This is a genomic window from Pararhodobacter sp., from assembly GCF_036802785.1.
Taxonomy (GTDB): Bacteria; Pseudomonadota; Alphaproteobacteria; order Rhodobacterales; family Rhodobacteraceae; genus Pararhodobacter.
This window is the reverse complement of the sequence record NZ_DAIRVN010000040.1, coordinates 1-18,525: the sequence shown is the minus strand read 5'-3', so window position 1 is coordinate 18,525 and position 18,525 is coordinate 1. Positions and strand designations below refer to the sequence as shown.

Sequence of the window (18,525 nt, the reverse complement as noted above, 5' to 3'; positions counted from 1 at the left end):
TTCACCGGGGTCCGGGTTGCAGCGCAAGCGCCGCTTCATCCGCCTGATGCAATGCCGCGGTGCGGACCGTCTCGGCCAGGTGGCGCAACTGACCGGAAAGCGGGTTCGTGCGACGCCAGACCATACCGATGGTCCGGCTGGGGCGCGGCGTGGCAAGGCGGGCGATGGAAACCCGGGCTGAGCGGGTTTCAACGGGCACCGCCATCTGCGGTATCAAGGTCACCCCGATCCCGGCACCGACCATCTGCACCAGCGTCGCCAGCGTGCTTCCCTCCATCAGGTCGCGCGGCGGCGCCGAGGTCAGTTTGCAGAACGACAGGGCCTGATCGCGGAAACAATGCCCCTCCTCCAGCAGCAGCAGCCGCATTTCGCGCAGCTTCTCGGAACTGGGAACGGGTTTGCCCGCGTCATCAAAGGGGCGCACCAGCACAAATTCCTCGTCGAACAGCGGCTGTTCGGCCAGCGCAGGCTCCGAGACCGGCAGCGCGACAATCGCTGTGTCAAGCCGCCCCTCAAGCAGATCCTCGATCAGCTTTTTTGTCACCGCCTCGCGCGGGCGCAGATCAATACCGGGGAAGCGGGCGGTCAGTTCCTTGATCACCCGTGGCAACAGATAGGGCGCGATCGTCGGGATCACCCCGATCCGCAGGCGCCCCGATATCGGCCCGTCCGAAGCGCGGCCCAGATCCGCCAGCTCATCGACGGATTGCAGAATGGCACGGGCGCGCGCGGCGAAATCTTCCCCCAGCCCGGTAAGCCGGATCTGGCGCGCGCCCCGTTCCACAAGGGGCGCGCCGATGATTCCCTCCAGCTCCTTGATCTGCAAGGACAGTGCCGGTTGCGAGATGGCACAGGCATCGGCGGCGCGGCCGAAATGGCGGTGCTGGGCCAGCGACTCAAAGTAACGAAGGTGGCGGATGGATATGCTGTTCATAAGCTGAGCATATCGCTGGGATTGGAAAAAGCAAATTCCAATTATATTAGAACCATGCTAAATGCCGTTCAGGAGAGAAGGATATGCTGCCGTGATGCCGCTTCGTGCTGTCGGCTGCCCTTTTTTGACGCGCGAATGAACATAGCCAGATCCGGAGAATGACATGGATGGAAATGATAACAACATGGCCGGCAAATGCCCGGTCATGCATGGTGCCAACACAGCGACCGGCGCCACGGTGATGGACTGGTGGCCAAACGCGCTGAACCTGGACATTCTGCATCAGCATGACAGCAAGACGAACCCGCTGAAGGGCCTCAACTACCGCGAAGAGGTCAGGAAACTTGATTTTGACGCGCTGAAAAAAGACCTGACCGCCCTTCTGACCGACAGCCAGGACTGGTGGCCCGCGGACTGGGGCCACTACGGCGGCCTGATGATCCGCATGTCGTGGCACTCGGCAGGCAGCTACCGTCTGGCCGATGGCCGGGGCGGCGCGGCGACCGGCAACCTGCGTTTCGCGCCGCTCAACAGCTGGCCGGACAACGCCAATCTGGACAAGGCCAAGCGCCTGCTCTGGCCAATCAAGAAGAAATACGGCAACAAACTGAGCTGGGCCGACCTGATCGCGCTGGCGGGCACCATCGCCTATGAATCGATGGGACTGAAAACCTATGGCTTCGCCTTTGGCCGCGAGGATATCTGGCACCCTGAGAAGGATGTGTATTGGGGCGCCGAGAAAGAATGGCTGGCGCCGTCGGATTCGCGCTATGAAAACGTCGAAGACCCTTCGACCATGGAAAACCCGCTGGCCGCTGTGCAGATGGGCCTCATCTATGTCAATCCCGAAGGCGTCAACGGCAAGCCTGACCCGCTGAAGACCGCCGCGCAGGTCCGCGAAACCTTCGCCCGGATGGCCATGAACGACGAGGAAACGGCGGCCCTGACAGCGGGCGGCCACACCGTCGGCAAGACCCATGGCAATGGCCGCGCCGAGAACCTGGGCGCCGCACCCGAAGGGGCCGATGTCGAGGAACAGGGGCTTGGCTGGAACAACCGCACCGGCCGCGGCATTGGGCGCAACACCGTCACCTCGGGCATCGAGGGGGCCTGGACGACCCATCCGACCAAGTGGGACGGCGGCTATTTCGACCTGCTCTTCGGCTATGAGTGGGAGCTGAAGAAGTCGCCCGCCGGTGCGTCGCAGTGGATGCCCGTCAACATCCGCGAAGAGGACATGCCGGTGGATGTGGAGGATCCTTCGATCCGCGTCATGCCGATCATGACCGATGCCGACATGGCCATGAAGATGGACCCGGTCTATCGCGAGATCTGCGAACGCTTCCGCGCCGACCACGCCTATTTCTCGGACACTTTCGCGCGCGCCTGGTTCAAGCTGACTCACCGCGACATGGGCCCGAAAGAGCGCTACATCGGTCCCTGGGCGCCCCGCGAAGACCTGATCTGGCAAGATCCCGTCCCTGCGGGCAACAAGGGCTATGATGTGTCGGCGCTCAAGACCAGAATCGCGGCTTCGGGGCTGACGGTGTCCGAGATGGTCGCCACCGCCTGGGACAGTGCCCGAACCTTCCGTGGTTCGGACCTTCGGGGCGGCGCCAATGGCGCGCGCATCCGGCTGGCCCCGCAAAAGGACTGGGAAGGCAACGAGCCCGCACGCCTGCAAAAAGTGCTTGCGGTGCTTGAACCGATCGCCGCCGAGAGCGGCGCCAGCATCGCGGATGTGATCGTTCTGGCCGGGAATCTGGGTGTCGAACAGGCGGCCAAGGCCGCTGGCTTCGATATTGTGGTGCCCTTCACGCCGGGCCGGGGCGATGCCACCGATGCGATGACTGATGCCGAATCCTTTGACGTGCTGGAACCGCTGGCCGATGGCTTCCGGAACTGGCTGAAAAAGGACTATGTCGTCCGGCCGGAAGAGCTGCTGCTGGATCGCGCGCAGTTGATGGGCCTGACCGCGCATGAGATGACCTGCCTTCTGGGTGGCATGCGCGCGATTGGCGCAAATTACGGCGGCGCCCCGCATGGGGTTTTCACCGACCGCGAAGGCGCACTGACGACCGACTTCTTCGTCAACCTGACCGACATGGCGTTCAAATGGGTGCCCAAGGGCCGCAATCTCTATGAGATCGTCGAACGCAAGACTGGCCATGCCCGGTGGACGGCTACCCGGGTTGATCTGGTGTTTGGCTCGAACGCCGTGCTGCGCGCCTATGCCGAGGTCTATGCCCAGGACGACAACGCAGGGAAGTTCGTGCAGGACTTCGTCGCCGCCTGGACCAAGGTGATGAACGCCGACCGCTTCTGAGGCGGGTGCGATTCTGAAAAACCGGGCCGCCCGTGCATATCGCACGGGCGGCTTTTCCTTGCGCGCCGCGCAACACCAGAGGGCAAAGAAACGGGCGATACCTCTCATCCCGGTTGTGGCGTCCTCGTCTGCATCTTCGGCGACACGGAGTTCATTGCTGAAGGGCACACGCGGCGCGGCGATCACGCGCTATTCCGGGGCAAGGGCACGCAAGGCGTCAGACCTCAGACCAGCCACCGCGTGCTCCCCCTGCGGCAATCCTGCGCGCGGGTTTCGCCGCCATCTGAGAATAAACGCCTGCTCGCGGTGATACAAAAGCGTTGCTGCGCTCAAGCCGGAATTCGCTCAATGCCCGGTGCAATTCTTCCGCTTTTTGCGTCAGGGATATGGTGGCAGCGGTCGTTTCCTCGGCCACCGCGGCATTTTGTTGTGTCACCGAATCCAGTTCGCTCACCCCGGTGTTGATCTGATCCAGCCCCGAGGCCTGTTCGCTCGCTGCGGTCGCGATCTCGCCGATCAGGCCTGCCACCTCGGTCGCGCGTGCCAGAAGTTCTTGAAAGCTGATGCCGGATTTGTGAACCAGCGCAGAGCCGCTTTCCACCTGTGTCGCGCTTTCCTGAATGAGCGTGTTGATCTCGCGCGCCGAGTCCGAAGCGCGAAGCGCCAGCCCCCTCACCTCGGAGGCGACGACGGCAAAGCCGCGGCCCGCCTCACCCGCGCGCGCAGCCTCGACCCCGGCGTTCAGCGCCAGAAGGTTGGTCTGAAAAGCGATATCGTCAATTACACTGATGATGCGTGTGATCTGTTCCGAGCTGGCCTCGATGCGGCGCATGGCCTCGACAGCGTTCTTGACCACCTCAACGCCAGTTCTGGCCCCCTCGCGCGCCTCGCGGCTGGCGGCTTCGGCAGCCTGCGAACGTGCGGCAGTGGAGCGCACCGATTCTGTAAGTTCATTGAGCGCCGCTGCCGATTGCTCCAGCGTGGCTGCCTGGCTTTCGGCCCGCCCGGAAATCCCGGATGCGGCGGCGTTGATCTCGTCCGAGTCCGAGCGCACGGCATTGGCGACACCGGCGATGCGGGCCATGACGCCGGACAGACGCTCCAACGCCCGGTTATAGCTCAGGCGCAGCGCCTCGGATTCTTGCGGGAAGGGATCGCGCTCAGGGCTGTCGATAGGCTCGGACAGATTGCCATCGGCCAGCCGCTCCAGTCCGGCGCCGATCTCATGTACCACGCGCGCCTGTCGCGCGGCCCCGGCGCTGGCCTGTGCCTCGCGCTCAGCGCGGATCGCGGCGGTTTCGGCCTCCAGCCGCCGTGCCTCGGCGGTGTTGTCCCGAAAGACGGCGACCGCCGCCGACATCGCACCGATTTCGTCACCGCGCCCGGCATAGGGAATTTCCGCGTCCAGATCACCCTTGGAAAGCACCTCCATAACCTGAGTCATCCGCAGGATGGGGTGCGAGACCATCCGCGCCCCAAGCCAGACAACCAGCAGCGTGACCGCCATCAATACAGCAGCAGCAACGGCTGCATTGTTACGTGTAGCGGTGACATTGGCGAACACCGTCGCGCGGGGCACCGTCATCACCAGCCTCCAGGTTTCCTCGATCCCCGGAAAGCGCACGATGTCGGTCAGCACCATGTTCTCGACACCACCCAGCTCAGCATAATAGACCTGCCCGGTCGCAGCCCCCGCCAAAAACGCTTGTTCGGCGGATACCACCGCCTGCCCCAGCCGCGCCGGATCATGATGCGCGACCCAGAGGTTTCCGCCACCCACCAGATAAACCCGGCCCTGGCCAAAGGGTCTCAACTCGGCGATGCGCGCAGCGATCCGGTCCAGCCCCATGTCACCCGTCAGTACGCCGACCGCCTGCCCGCCACTGCGCACGACGCCGCTGATGGTGGTCAGCAGCACGTCAACGCCCAGAACGGGATAGAGATAGGGCGGCGTGATCAGCGTGCGGTTTTCGCGGATCGGCCGGTCATACCATTCCCCGGTCCCGGCCTCCGGGCTCATGTTCAGCAGTTCCATGGCGATATCGCCGTCATTCCCATAGAAGAAATAGGGTACGAACCGGCCGGTTTCATCGCCGTAAGGATGGCCCAGATACAACTCGTCATCGCCGCCCAGCGCATCGGGTTCAAAGGCAAGCGTCATTCCCACCAGATCAGGGCGGGTGCGCAGCATCTGCATCACCATCTCACCCAGCGCGTCACGACTGGGCACGCGGTTGCTGATCGCGCCCTCGATCGCGGCGACACCGGTGTTGACCATCATGGTGATCGCGTTAAGTTCTTGCGACACTGTGGCGGCGTATTCACCCAGAAGCGCCCGCCCGCGCGCCTCCGCCTCCTGCGCCGAGGCGCGGTACATGAGCGTGGTTGTCAGAATGATTACCGCAAAGACCGCGCCGGCGACCAGCAGGGCCGCTGCCATGGCCATCTTGGTGCGCAAGGAAAAGGAACTGATCCGCATTCTCGCCTCTCGCCGCTTCCGTGGCAAACGCCACTGCATGGCTTGAGCTAGCAGGCGAGGCTTTCGATTCGGTTACCATCGACTTGCAAATGGCGGACAATCATGTCGCGGGCGGAAATGTTGAAGAATATGCTGTGGATCGGTTCGCCTGGAAAACCCGGGGCGCTGGGTGCCCGCTGGCCAGGACCAGAGAATGCGCTGAAAGATCAGCGCCCGTGAATAACGGATACCCTGAAATGCCGTTTCGGCGGTGGCCAGCGGAAATCTGGGTTGAAGATCGGCCCTCTTCCGGATGAGGGCAGCAACCTGCGGATCGCTCAGGCCGCTTTCGCAGGCGACTCGGGCATATGTTGCGTTGGAGCCTCTCTGCCGCCGTCACGGCTGTCGCACTGAGAATGTGCGTGCCTGAAGCGGGGAGTGCTGTATCCTCCTGCTCAAGAAGGGGCCAGCATTTGAAACGCCGGCGTGCTGATGCCCGGCAATGAGCTTGCCATCCTGCGCCATTGCGAGCGGAACCAATACATAAACAGCCGCGCAAACCAACAGGAAGCATCTCCCGTCTCCGTGGAGAATTTCTGAATTTGGATTGCGTCTTGACCTGCAGCGCTCGCCTGCTGCCTGAGGGCCCGCGCAAAAGCGCGGGCCAAGTCATTTAACGAACAGCCGCCGCACTCGACCGGGCCTTGCCCGGCTCGCGCCGTGTCTGACGACATTTCCGTTTCTTTGGACCGCCCAACATCCCTGCGGATGCCGGTCAATCGGCAAGCGCCGCCAGAGGGCGGTGTGATCGGGGGCCCCGTGTCCTCGGCTGCGCCTGCGTACCGCGCCAAGGCCCCCGATCACCATTGACAGTCATACCCAGGGCCGTGGGTCGGGCTTCGCCCTCCGCCCACTCTGTTCCGCCGGAAACTGTGTTTCCGGTCAAACCAGATCGCCGGAGGCGCTGCCCGAGAGGCGGTGAAGGCGCAATCGCGAGCCGTCAGATTGAAACCCAGAAAGCCCACAACCTGTATGCGGCTGAACCGAAGGCCAGACATGCCAGAACACGCCACGAGGCAATTTCGTGACGCAAAAGGCAGTTTTGCCTGGAGTTTACATTCACAGTTCTGAAATGGTGCACCCGGAGCGATTCGAACGCCCGACCCCCAGATTCGTAGTCTGGTGCTCTATCCAGCTGAGCTACGGGTGCACTGTGGGGGGTCATCTATCGCCAGCGCCGGGGCAATGCAAGAGGGTATCGGCGAAATTCTTCGCCCGGTACTGGCCGCGCTGTAATCAGCTGCCCTGCGGCAGCGAAAGGCGGAACTCGGTGCCCTCGTCGTCGCTGCGTATCAGCTCCAGCGTGCCGCCATGGCCGCGCACCAGCTCCGATGCAATCACCAGCCCAAGCCCCACACCGCCCTTGCGCGCCCCGCCCTGAAACGCGGCAAACAGGTTTTCGCGGGCGCGCGGCGGCAGGCCCGGCCCGGTGTCGATCACCCGGATGATGCAGGAGGCACCCTGTTCATGCGCGCTCAGCTCAACACTGCCCGACGCGCCCGTCGCTTCGATCGCCTGACGGGCGTTGCGGGCAAGGTTCGACAGCACACGGAAAAGCTGCTCGGAATCCGCGCGCAGGGTCAGGGCGGCGGGCACGTCGATCAGAAATTCGACCGGGCTGTCCTCTTTGGCGGACAACCGCTCGGAATCGACAACCTCCTGAATCAACGGGCGCAGCGCGACCTTCGTCAGCTTTGGCGGCGGCTCTTCGGCCTTGCCGAAGGCCAGTGTGCTTTCGCACAGGTTCACCGCCCGCGACAGCGCACCCACCAGCTTGGGGGCAGCGCGTGTCACCGCAGGGTCGCTGGATGATTCGATCCTGTCAGCCACCAGCGTGGCCGTGGACAGGATATTGCGCAGATCATGGCTGATGCGTGCCACCGCGCCGCCAAGCTGCGCCAGCCGCTCTTTCTGGCGCAGCGCGTGGGTCAGATCGGTCTGCATCTGGGCCAGCACCTCCTCGGCCTCACGCAGCTCGGTGACATTCGCGGTGGGAGCAATGATGCGCCGCGCATCCTCGGGCGCTTTGCCGTATTCGGCCATGGATACCACCACCCGGCGCATCGGCGTGACAATCAGGCGCTGCACTGCCAGAAACAGCAGCGCCGCCATGGCCAGCGACAGCGCCAGAGACATGAGAAGGATGCGCAGCGCGTATTCAATCAGCTCCTGTCGCATCGGCACCGAATCCATCGTGACTTCGATCAGCAGACCGGCCTCACGCACAGGATCACCGAAAACCCGGATCACGCGGGCCTCGCCATCGAACAGCGCCTGCATCCCGTCGCGCATCAGTTCAAAAGGCGAGGGGTTGCGCATGTCATAGGTGGCACTGATCGGCCCCGGAACCGGCGACGACAGCACCAGTTCGCGCAGTGCATCGCGGCGCAGCACCACGTTATAGACACCGGCATTGACCAGAAGCTCTTCAGCCAGCTTGTCGCTGATCGCCCCGTCCGAGGCCAGCAGCGCCAATGAGGCAATCTGCGCACGCTCCAGCCGGGTCAGCAGATATTCCTCACGGAAACGCGCAACGGACGGGACGAAGATAAGCACTTCGGCCAGCATGACGAAAATGATCGTCAGAAGCAGGAAACGACCGCTCAGCGTGCGAAAGAACATGGCCCACCCGAAAAGGGGACGGTCAAGGCACCAGCCTCTGAACCAACCCGACCACCCGTCTGACAACGGGATTATCAAAGAGCTTCGGCGAAAAATAGGCACCTGCGGCACGTTTCGACAACTCATTCAACGTTGGATAGGGCAATATGGTTCCCGCCAGCGCGCCAAGCTTCGTCCGATTGGCGACCATAAACGCCCAGATCGCGATCAGCTCACCGGCGCCGGGGCCCGCCAGTGTCACCCCCACCGGGCGGCCCTTGAGCACCATCAGTTTGATGAACCCTCCGGTGCGGCCCTCGGCCTGCGCGCGGTCGGTTGCGTCATAGCCAAGGCGGATGACCTGCAACCGCTCCCCATGCGCGGCGCGGGCCTCGGCCTCGGTCAGGCCCACCTGCGCCAGTTCGGGCTCGGTATAGGTGACGTGGGGGATGTGACCGGCGCGCGCGCGGGCGGGCAGGGCAAACAGCATCGAGCGGATCACCACCCCGGCGTGGTAGCCCGCCAGATGTGTGAACTGCCCCTGCCCCGCCACATCGCCGATGGCATAGACGCGCCGGTTGCTGCTGCGCAGCCGGTCATCCACCGTGATCCCGGCCTTGGTATGCGCAATGCCCGCCGCCTTCAGGTTCAGCCGTTCCAGATTGGGTTTGCGCCCCACCGCGACCAGCAGATGCGAGCCATTGATCTGTGCGCCATCCGCCAGCGTGAGGGAGAGCGCCCCGGCCTGCCCGCCGACCCTCACCACTTCGGCCCCCTCAAGCACCCTCACCCCCTCGGCGCGCAGCTGCGCCAGCACCAGCGCCGCGGCCTCAGGGTCTTCGCGGCCCAGCGCGGTTGCGCCCTCGACCACACTCACCGCGCAGCCCAGCCGCCGGTGGGCCTGCGCCATCTCCATACCGATCGGGCCGCCGCCGATGATCAGCAGATGCTCAGGCCTTGTGCGCAGATCAAAGAGGGTTTCGTTCGTAAGACAGGGCACGCCCTCCAGCCCCGGTATCGGCGGGACAAGCGGCGATGACCCTGTGGCAATGACAAACCGGCGCGCCGTGATGCGGTGCTGCCCGGTGATCACGCTGGTGGGCGAATCGAACTGCCCGTAAGCGCTGATCACGCGTACACCCAGCCCCTCAAAGCGCTCCACAGAGTCATGCGGCGCAATGGCGGCGATGGTACGGCTGACATGCTCCATGGCCGCGCCATAGTCGATCTGCGGCTCCTGCGGGGGAATGCCAAAGGGGGTGCCGCTGCGATGGGCCTGCGCCACCTTCCCGGCCGCCAGAAGCGCCTTTGACGGCACACAGCCATAGTTGAGGCAGTCACCGCCCATGCGATGCCCCTCCAGCAGCACCACGCGCGCACCCATCTGCACCGCCCCGGCAGCCACCGACAACCCGCCGGAGCCCGCGCCGATCACACAGATGTCGGTCCTGATCTCTTCCATGTTCAAACCTTCACAAAGCGGCGCAGAAACAGCGGCAGCAGCGCCAGCAAGGCCAGCCCCAGCAAGGGGCCCAGCACATGCGGCTCAAAGATGATCCCCAGATTGGGGCTTTCACCGCGCGCAAAGACCTCACCCAGTCCGGCGCCAACCCATGTATAGACCACGCCGCCGGGGATGATGCCGACAAAGGTTGTCCAGACAAACCGCACCAGCCCGACACCCAGAATCGCCGCTATCAGGTTGGCCAGAAAGAACGGCACTACCGGAATCAGCCGCATGGACAGCAGCACCGGCACCTCATTGCGGCTGATCCCCTCGCTGAGGCGCTTCACCGCGCCGTCGCTGGCATCAATCCGCGCCTTCAGCCCCTCGGCCAGCCCCGCGCGCACCACTGCAAAGACGATGACCGCACCCATGGTTGCCGCCGCGACGTTGAACAAGGCACCCGGGAACAGCCCGAACAGAAAACCCCCGGTCAGCGAGGCCACCGCCGCACCCGGCAGCGAGAACGCCACAATGGCTGTATAGGCCAGAATGAACAGCGCCGCGCTGGCCACCAGATGCGAGTCGCGGAAGGCCAGAAGCGCCTGCCGGTTCTCTTGCAGCGCGTCGAAAGTCAGGTAATCGCGCAGATAGACCGCGCCCAGCACGGCGACGGCCAGAAGCGCAGCCAGCGGGAACAGCCTTCTGGCGGAAAACTGGCTTCGGTTCATCGGCGAACACCCCTTTTCGCGGTCCGTGTAAGCGGGATATGGTGCTGGTGTCGCAAAGTTACAGGCCCTGCGCACCCCCTTTACCCTTTTTCTGCTGAATCCCGTGCGCGATGAATTGACTTGGCGCCCCGGGTTGGCTATTGGCCAGCCTTCAGGAATATCGGCCTTCGAATCCGATTTGTCGGGTTTGGGCTACAGTTTGAAGGAACGGAGCGATGAAGCGCACCTATCAGCCCTCTAACCTGGTCCGCAAGCGGCGCCACGGTTTCCGCGCCCGCATGGCCACCAAGGCCGGCGCCAAGATCATCAATGCCCGCCGCGCCCGCGGCCGCAAGAAGCTGTCGGCCTGAGGGGCGACCCTTCGGCGATTGACGCGATGACGCCGCCAGACGTGCCAGTGGAGGGCCAGCAGGCCGAAGCCACGCCCACGTCGGCGGCGCAGTCGTGTCTGAGCGTTCTCAAGAAGCGTGCCGATTTCCTCAGTGCCTCCCGCGCCCGCCGTCAGGGAACGGCGGGTTTTCTGTTGCAGGCCCGCCAGCGCGCCCCGGACGAAAATGGCACCGGCATCCGCGTGGGTTTCACCTGCTCGAAAAAGGTGGGCAACGCCGTCACCCGCAACCGCGCCAAGCGCCGTCTGCGTGCGATCGCGGCGGCGCTTCTGCCCCGGCTGGGGCATACGGGCTGGGATTATGTGCTCGTCGGTCGCCCGGGCGTGACGGTTGACCGGCCGTTTGATGCCCTTCTTTCCGACCTTGAGCAGGCTGTCAGCGCCATTCACAATCAACGCGGGCGCAAACCATGAGCCCGCTCGCCTGGCTCTTTTCGCTACCCGTGCGCTTCTACCGGCTGGTATTCAGCCCCTGGGTAGGCCACGGTTGCCGCTATCAGCCCACCTGCTCGGCCTATTCGCTGGAGGCCTTTGAACGCCACGGCGCTTTCAAGGGCCTTTACCTGACCATCCACCGGATTCTGCGCTGCCACCCATGGGGCGGCCACGGCTATGACCCGGTGCCGGGCGCTGACCCGGAACATGACTGCAGCAGACACAATCGCTGACCCCTCACGAGGCCACGCCGATGCTTGACGAGTCCGACGACATCCACCCGCTGTTTCACGGCGCGCCCAAAAGCACCGAGTTCCGCAAGCTGCGCAAACGCATCGTCTCGAGCGTGCGCGAGGCGCTGGAAACCTACGGCATGATCGAACCCGGCGCGCGCTGGCTGGTCTGCCTGTCCGGCGGCAAGGACAGCTACACGCTGCTGGCCGTGCTGCATGAGCTGAAATGGCGCGGGCTGCTGCCGGTTGATCTGCTGGCCTGCAACCTTGATCAGGGGCAACCGGGCTTTCCCACAACCGTCCTGCCCGAGTTTCTGACCCGGATGGGCGTGGAGCACCGGATCGAATATCAGGACACCTATTCCATCGTCGTCGACAAGGTGCCGCAGGGCCGCACCTATTGCGCGCTCTGCTCACGCCTGCGGCGTGGCAACCTCTACCGTGTTGCGCGCGAAGAGGGGTGTTCGGCCGTGGTGCTGGGCCATCACCGCGACGATATTCTGGAAACCTTTTTCATGAATCTTTTTCACGGCGGGCGGCTGGCGACCATGCCGCCCAAGCTGCTCAATGAAGAAGGCGATCTGTTCGTCTATCGCCCGCTGGCCTTCGTCGCCGAGGACGATTGTGAGCGATTCGCCCGCGCGATGCATTACCCGATCATCCCCTGCGATCTGTGCGGCAGTCAGGACGGGCTGCAACGCATGCAGGTCAAGGCGCTGCTCAGCGAATGGGAACGCCGCACGCCGGGGCGGCGGAATATCATGTTCCGCGCCCTGATGAACGCGCGCCCCTCGCACCTGCCGGACCCCGCACTGTTTGATTTTGCCGGGCTGATGCGCTCCGTCGATACGAACAATTTGAGCGATTAAGCGCGGCCCGGTTAAGGCTTCGGTCAGCCGGATAAGGCAACCCTGTGCAAAGACGCGCAACCACAGGGAGAGACCTAATGCGCAACCTACGCGCACCGGTCAGCATGGCCTCTGTAAAATGGACATTCCGCCAGCCCCTTGCGCTGGCCCCCGTACCGCTGCTTACGCTGGTGGTGTTCTGGGCAGGGCAGCACCTCTGGGTGGTCGCGGGCGTGGTGCTGGTACAGGCGGGCTGGCTCGTAATGGGCCTGAGGGCGCCACAGCCAGAGGCCCCGCTCAGACCGGGCTATCCGCGCCTCACCGATATCGAAACAGTGCAACGCCTGTTGCCCTCGGGCGACGCGGTTGAGGGTGATGGCCTGCGCGGCGCGGCGCTCGCGCTTCTCCTCGATGAGGCCGAAACCATCCGCGGCAGGCACGGCTCGCGCTATACCGAGGCGCTGATGCATGAGCTTGGCCACAGGCTTGGGCAGGCGCTGCGCGAACAGGATGCCTATTGCCGGGTGGGGCCTGCCGGCTTCGGCATCGCCCTCTTTCCGCAGCGCCACCTCGAACTCAGCGCCGTGCTGGCCGTCGCGCACCGCATTCAGGCACAACTGGGGCAATCCTTTACCTACGAATCGGTCACCGTCTGGCCCAGTATCTCAGTCGGCTTCTGCCTCAGCCCGCGTGCGGCGCAACTGAACGGCATCGGCATGCTGGACGCCGCCGCCCAGGCCGCCGAACGTGCGCAACGCGCCGGGCCGGGCGGGCTCTACAGCTACAGCGCGGTGGACTTGCCCTCAAGGCTGTCGGGCGAACAGCAGGCAGCGCTGCGTCACGCGCTGGAAACCGGCGAGATCTGCGCTCATTTCCAGCCCCAGCTTTGCACCCGCACCGGGCAGGTCAGCGGCCTTGAGGCGCTTGCGCGGTGGGAACACCCCGATGACGGCCTCATCCCGCCTGCCCGCTTCATCCCGACGATCGAGGCCGCGGGGCTGTCGGCCAGACTGGCCGAGCGGATGCTGCGTGATGCACTGGCCATGCTCAAACGCCTTGATACGCTGGGAATTGTTGTGCCGAACGTGGCGATCAATCTTTCCGGACCGGAACTGCGCAACCCCCAGCTTGCCGACGAAATCACCTGGGAACTCGACCGCCATGACCTGCCCGCATCGCGGCTGGTGATCGAGATCCTTGAAACGGTGGTAGCCGACAGCGACGATGACATCATGGTGCGCAACATCGCCCGCCTCTCGGGGATGGGTTGCGGCATTGATCTGGATGATTTCGGCACGGGCCATGCGGCCATCGCCAATATCCGCCGCTTCGCCGTGGGCAGGCTGAAGATCGACCGCTCGTTCATCACCAACCTTCATCAGGACAAGGAGCGCCAGCGCATGGTCTCAGCGATCCTGTCCATGGCCGGGCAGCTGGAACTGGGCACCGTCGCCGAAGGGGTAGAAAGCGAAGCGGAACTTGCCCTTGTGGCGCAACTCGGTTGCGGCCACGCGCAGGGCTTTGCCATCGCCCGGCCCATGCCCGGCGCCGAACTGCCGCGCTGGTTGCGCGAGAACGCAAGAGCGGCCGGGCAGACAGCCGTCCCCCTCGGCGCGCCTGCGTCCTAGCCGGAAGCGCTGGTGTCAATCCCGTCCCGCGCCGCACGAAAGAGTGAAAAAGCGGTCGCTGTCGCGACAATCGGGGGAATCCGCTTGACCTTTGCTGGCGCAGTCTGTTGAACCGGCCCAGCAATTCAATCGACCCGTGGACCTCCCCCCAATGGACGATCAAAACAAGAATCTCATCCTCGCTTTCGCGCTCAGCCTCCTGGTTATCATCGGGTGGTTTGCGTTGTTCCCGCCGCCTGAGCCCGCCCCGCGCGAGACGGTGGCGCAGGAGGAACTTCTGCCACCTCCCGGCCAGACCACCGGCGACGGTGTCGCCGATGCGTCGATGGCTGAAGAAACAGCAACCGGCACAGTGCGCATCAGCATTGACTCCCCCCGGCTGGCCGGCACCATCGCCCTGACCGGCGGGCGGATCGACGATCTGCAACTGCGCGACTACCGTGAAACCACGCAGCCCGGCTCGGATATCGTCCATCTGCTCAACCCGGTGGGCGGCAACCGCGAGCCCTTCTACGCCCTCTACGGCTGGAGCCCGCGCGGCACCCTCGGCTCTGAGCAGGTCCCCGGCCCCAACACGGTGTGGGAACAGGTCGGCGGCAACGCCCTGTCCACTGATGCCCCGGTAACCCTGCGCTGGGCCAACGGTGAGGGACTGGTTTTCAGCCGGACCATCAGCATCGACGAAAACTATCTTTTCACGATCGATCAATCGGTTGAAAATCAGACCGATGCGCCTGTCGCGCTTGACCCTTACGGCATTCTGGCCCAGCACGGCCTGCCCGCGAACCTGGAAAATTTCTTCATCTCGCATGAAGGCATGATCCAGATGGCAGACGGCAGCCTAACCGAGGACAGCTACAAGAACATGCGCGGCTACCGGCAGAGCGACACCGAGCGCACGCCCGCCAGCGTCACCCATGTAGCAGAAAACGGCTGGGTCGGCCTCACCGGCAAGTATTTCATGGCCGCCCTCATCGGCGCACCGGGTCAGAGCTTCACCGCCGTGTCGCAATATGTCCCCGGCGCCGACATCTATCAGACCTCAATCCGCCAGCCCACGCTGACCGTTGCCCCCGGCGAAACGGCGCAAGCCAGCTCAAGGCTGTTCGCCGGTGCCAAGGAATGGTCGGTGATCCGCGCCTATGAACGTGAGACCGGCATCGACCGCTTCATCGACGCCATTGACTGGGGCTGGTTCTTCTTCCTGACCAAGCCGATCTTCGCGATGCTCTATTTCATCAACGGGATCATCGGGAACATGGGCTGGTCGATTCTGGTGCTGACGCTTCTCATCAAGGCCGTTCTGCTGCCACTGGCGTGGAAATCCTACGTCTCGATGGCCCGCATGAAGGAACTCCAGCCAGAGATGGTCGCCATCAAGGAGCGCGCGGGCGACGATCGCCAGAAGCTTCAGCAGGAAATGATGAAGCTTTACAAGGAAAAGAAGGTAAACCCCGCTGCGGGCTGCCTGCCGATCCTGCTGCAGATCCCCATCTTTTTCTCGCTCTACAAGGTGATCTTCGTCACCATCGAACTGCGCCATGCTCCCTGGCTATGGGTCTTCAACGACCTTTCCGCGCCGGACCCCACCTCGCTTGTTAACCTCTTCGGCCTTCTGCCCTGGGATGCTCCCTATCCCGGCAGCTTCATGGCGCTGATCTTGATCGGTATCCTGCCGCTCATGTTCGGCTTCACGATGTGGCTGCAGATGCGCCTCAACCCGGCACCCACCGATCCGATGCAGGCGACGATCTTCAACTGGATGCCCTGGGTCTTCATGTTCGTGATGGGCGGCTTCGCCTCGGGCCTTCTGATCTACTGGATCGGCAACAACATCATCACCTTCTCGCAGCAATATCTGATCATGCGCCTGAACGGGACAAAGCCAAACCTGTTCGGCAACATCCGCGAGACACTCCGCCGCAAGAAGGGCGGCGAGGCGAAGTGAGCGGGCTGCGGCTGGCATATATCTGTCGGCATCCGGTCAAATCGGTCGGATACGAGGAAATCGAACGGGTGGCCCTGACGGCGGGCCACCCTTTGCCGTTTGATCGCAACTGGGCCGTCTCACACGAGGCTGCGGGTTTTGACCAGCCCGACGGATGGCAACCCAAGCTGAAATTCGTGCGCGGCTGGGCGGAAGGGTCCTTGCAGGCGATCCGCGCTGAATTTGACGATGCCACGCGCCGGATCACCCTCAGCCACCCCGCCCGCCCTGATCTGACCGCCCTGCTGCCGGAGGACGGCCCCGCGCTGGTGGACTGGCTGCGCCCCCTCTGGCCAGAGCGCCGCCCCGCCCCCGCTGCGCTGGTTGCCCGGCGCGACGGCGGCGCGCTGACCGATGTGCCTGAACCCTATCTGTCCATCCTCAGCCTCAGCTCGAACCGCGCCCTCGGCCAGCGGCTGGGGCAGGATCTGTCGATCCACCGCTGGCGCGGCAACCTCTGGCTTGACGGGCTTGCCCCTTGGGAAGAATTCGATCTGATCGGGCGCACCCTCGCCATCGGCACCGCGCGGCTGACCATCGAACAGCGCATCACCCGCTGCCGCGCCACCTGCGCCAACCCCGAAACCGGCCGCACGGATGCCGATACGCTGGGCGCACTCGAAGAGGGCTATGGCCATATCGATTTCGGCGTCTATGCCCGCGTCATTCAGGCCGGTGACATCACCCGCGGTGACCCTGTGGAGATTGTCACATGAACACCCTTCCCTTCCCGCATGCCGCCTCCCCCACCCCTGAGGCCGCGGAGCGCGGGCGCAAGCTCTTTGCCGGGCCGGTCGATTTCGTCAAGGGTGTCGTCAGCATGGAGGGGCTGCCCCCCGCTGACCGCCTTGAGGTCTGCTTTGCCGGACGCTCGAACGTGGGGAAATCCAGCCTGATCAACGCCTTGACCGGGCGCAAGGCGCTGGCGCGCACCTCGAACACGCCGGGCCGGACGCAGGAGATCAACTATTTCGATGTCGGCGGCCATTTCTATCTGGTCGATCTTCCCGGCTACGGCTTTGCCGAGGCGCCGGTGGCTGTGGTCGCCAAATGGCAGGCACTGCTCAAATCCTATCTGGCAGGCCGCGCCACCCTGCGCCGGGCTTTCGTGCTCATCGACATGCGCCACGGCGTGAAAAAGGTCGACGAAGAGATCATGACGCTTCTGAACCGCGCCGCCGTGACCTTTCAGGTGGTGCTGACGAAATCCGACAAGATCAGCCTGGAAGCGCAGGAAAAGACGCTGGCGCAGGTGCGCGCCGCGCTGGCCCGCCACCCCGCAGCCTATCCCGAACTGCTTGTCACCTCGTCGGAAAAGGGCGAGGGTATCGCGGACCTTCGCGCCATCATCGCGCTGATGGAATAATCGGAACGACCATGAAGAAGCAGACCATGAACCGAGACTGGATCGCCACCGCCCGCACCCTCTCCGAAGCGCTGCCCTATCTGCAGCGCTATACCGGCGCCATCGTGGTGATCAAGTTTGGCGGCAACGCCATGGGCGACGAAGCCGCGATGGCTGATTTCGCGCGCGATATCGTCCTGATGAAGCAGGTGGGCGTGAACCCGGTGGTGGTCCATGGCGGCGGGCCGATGATCAACGAGCTGCTGGGCAAGCTGGGCATCGAATCGCGCTTCGTGCGTGGCAAGCGGGTCACCGATGCCGCCACGGTCGAGGTGGTCGAAATGGTACTTTCAGGCCTGGTCAACAAGCGCATCGTGCAGGCGATCAACGATCAGGGCGGGCGCGCTGTGGGGATTTCCGGCAAGGACGATGACCTGATGGTCTGCGAAGCCGATGATCCGGAACTGGGTTTCGTGGGCAAACCCGTCGAGATGAATGTCCAGATCCTGCGCGATCTGTTCACGGCCGGCATGATCCCCGTGGTGGCGCCCGTCGGCACCGGCAGGCTGGAGAACGAAACCTTCAATGTGAACGGCGACACCGCCGCCGGGGCAATCGCCGGGGCACTCACCGCCGACCGCCTGATCCTGCTGACCGATGTCTCGGGCGTGAAGGATGAATCCGGCGCTGTGGTCACCCAGCTGCACCCCGATCAGGTCCGCGAACTGACCGAAAAGGGTGTGATCGCAGGCGGCATGATCCCCAAAACCGAAACCGCGCTTGCCGCGATCGAGGCCGGGGTGCGCGCTGTGGTCATCCTTGACGGGCGGGTGCCCAATGCCTGCCTGCTGGAGCTGTTCACCGAACATGGCGCGGGCAGTATGATCCGCTCCACCCCGCCGCGCGTGACTCCCCGTGGCGAAGAGCTCTGAGCGCAGCGAACCACCGACCACCCCGGGCACCGCTTCATCTTGCCCGAAATACGCCGGGGGGAGCGCGCAAAGCGCGCGGGGGGCAGCGCCCCCCGACCCGGCCAGCCTCCTGCTTGAAACGCTGGCGCAGCATGCCCTCACCCCGCGCGGCACCCTCCCCGCCGCCCCCGCTGTC

15 protein-coding genes and 1 tRNA gene are annotated in these 18,525 nt (G+C 64.2%); 10 read left to right on the top strand and 6 right to left on the bottom strand.

The window, feature by feature from the left end; genetic code table 11:
* Position 1 precedes the first annotated feature (1 nt).
* Entirely contained in the window at positions 2–934 is a 933-nt protein-coding gene (locus V7Q53_RS13920; RefSeq protein ID WP_333829208.1) for a hydrogen peroxide-inducible genes activator, read from the bottom strand.
* Positions 935–1,097: 163 nt separating this feature from the next.
* On the opposite strand from V7Q53_RS13920, the gene katG reads away from it, so the two are divergent.
* Positions 1,098–3,260: a catalase/peroxidase HPI gene (gene katG, locus V7Q53_RS13915; RefSeq protein ID WP_333829206.1), complete on the top strand. Its 2,163-nt coding sequence runs from the start codon at positions 1,098–1,100 to the stop codon at positions 3,258–3,260.
* A gap of 217 nt (positions 3,261–3,477) precedes the next feature.
* Here the strand turns inward: katG and V7Q53_RS13910 are convergent, their stop codons facing one another.
* From V7Q53_RS13910 to V7Q53_RS13890, 5 genes are all read right to left on the bottom strand, one after another.
* On the bottom strand, positions 3,478–5,739 hold the full coding sequence (locus V7Q53_RS13910) for a methyl-accepting chemotaxis protein (RefSeq protein ID WP_333829205.1): 2,262 nt from the start codon (positions 5,737–5,739) through the stop codon (positions 3,478–3,480).
* 1,112 nt (positions 5,740–6,851) lie between these two features.
* Positions 6,852–6,928 (bottom strand) — tRNA-Arg (locus tag V7Q53_RS13905).
* An 86-nt stretch (positions 6,929–7,014) separates the two neighbouring features.
* The gene (locus tag V7Q53_RS13900; RefSeq protein WP_333829204.1) at positions 7,015–8,400 is read right to left on the bottom strand and encodes a sensor histidine kinase; all 1,386 of its coding nucleotides are present in this window, start codon (positions 8,398–8,400) and stop codon (positions 7,015–7,017) included.
* 22 nt (positions 8,401–8,422) lie between these two features.
* The gene (locus V7Q53_RS13895) at positions 8,423–9,841 is read right to left on the bottom strand and encodes a dihydrolipoyl dehydrogenase family protein (protein WP_333829203.1); all 1,419 of its coding nucleotides are present in this window, start codon (positions 9,839–9,841) and stop codon (positions 8,423–8,425) included.
* A gap of 2 nt (positions 9,842–9,843) precedes the next feature.
* Positions 9,844–10,554 (bottom strand): TVP38/TMEM64 family protein, encoded by a 711-nt coding sequence (locus V7Q53_RS13890; RefSeq protein WP_333829202.1) that lies wholly within the window; start codon positions 10,552–10,554, stop codon positions 9,844–9,846.
* Between the two features lie 215 nt (positions 10,555–10,769).
* Here V7Q53_RS13890 and rpmH point away from each other — a divergent pair, with 215 nt between their 5' ends.
* The 9 genes from rpmH to argB all read left to right on the top strand — a co-directional run bounded on the left by rpmH (position 10,770) and on the right by argB (position 18,350).
* Positions 10,770–10,904 carry a 50S ribosomal protein L34 gene (gene rpmH / locus V7Q53_RS13885; protein ID WP_333829201.1) on the top strand — a complete coding sequence of 45 codons (135 nt, stop codon included), beginning with the start codon at positions 10,770–10,772 and terminating at the stop codon, positions 10,902–10,904.
* A gap of 26 nt (positions 10,905–10,930) precedes the next feature.
* Positions 10,931–11,356: a ribonuclease P protein component gene (rnpA, locus tag V7Q53_RS13880; protein WP_333829200.1), complete on the top strand. Its 426-nt coding sequence runs from the start codon at positions 10,931–10,933 to the stop codon at positions 11,354–11,356.
* Complete coding sequence (gene yidD / locus V7Q53_RS13875; protein WP_333829199.1) at positions 11,353–11,610, top strand: membrane protein insertion efficiency factor YidD; 258 nt, start codon at positions 11,353–11,355, stop codon at positions 11,608–11,610. Before rnpA ends, yidD begins: the two co-directional genes overlap by 4 nt.
* 20 nt (positions 11,611–11,630) lie before the next feature.
* The gene (ttcA, locus tag V7Q53_RS13870; protein WP_333829198.1) at positions 11,631–12,479 is read left to right on the top strand and encodes a tRNA 2-thiocytidine(32) synthetase TtcA; all 849 of its coding nucleotides are present in this window, start codon (positions 11,631–11,633) and stop codon (positions 12,477–12,479) included.
* 77 nt (positions 12,480–12,556) lie between these two features.
* Positions 12,557–14,086, top strand: a complete 1,530-nt coding sequence (locus V7Q53_RS13865) for a GGDEF domain-containing phosphodiesterase (RefSeq protein WP_333829197.1) — start codon at positions 12,557–12,559, stop codon at positions 14,084–14,086.
* A 151-nt stretch (positions 14,087–14,237) separates the two neighbouring features.
* Positions 14,238–16,034, top strand: coding sequence for a membrane protein insertase YidC (gene yidC, locus V7Q53_RS13860; RefSeq protein ID WP_333829195.1), 1,797 nt, complete (start codon positions 14,238–14,240; stop codon positions 16,032–16,034).
* Positions 16,031–16,789: an MOSC domain-containing protein gene (locus tag V7Q53_RS13855; RefSeq protein ID WP_333829194.1), complete on the top strand. Its 759-nt coding sequence runs from the start codon at positions 16,031–16,033 to the stop codon at positions 16,787–16,789. The genes yidC and V7Q53_RS13855 overlap by 4 nt, the downstream gene beginning before the upstream one ends.
* A complete protein-coding gene (yihA, locus tag V7Q53_RS13850) occupies positions 16,786–17,439 on the top strand; it encodes a ribosome biogenesis GTP-binding protein YihA/YsxC (protein WP_333829192.1) in 654 nt (217 codons plus the stop codon). Before V7Q53_RS13855 ends, yihA begins: the two co-directional genes overlap by 4 nt.
* A gap of 26 nt (positions 17,440–17,465) precedes the next feature.
* A complete protein-coding gene (argB, locus tag V7Q53_RS13845; RefSeq protein WP_333829231.1) occupies positions 17,466–18,350 on the top strand; it encodes an acetylglutamate kinase in 885 nt (294 codons plus the stop codon).
* Positions 18,351–18,525: the final 175 nt, after the last annotated feature.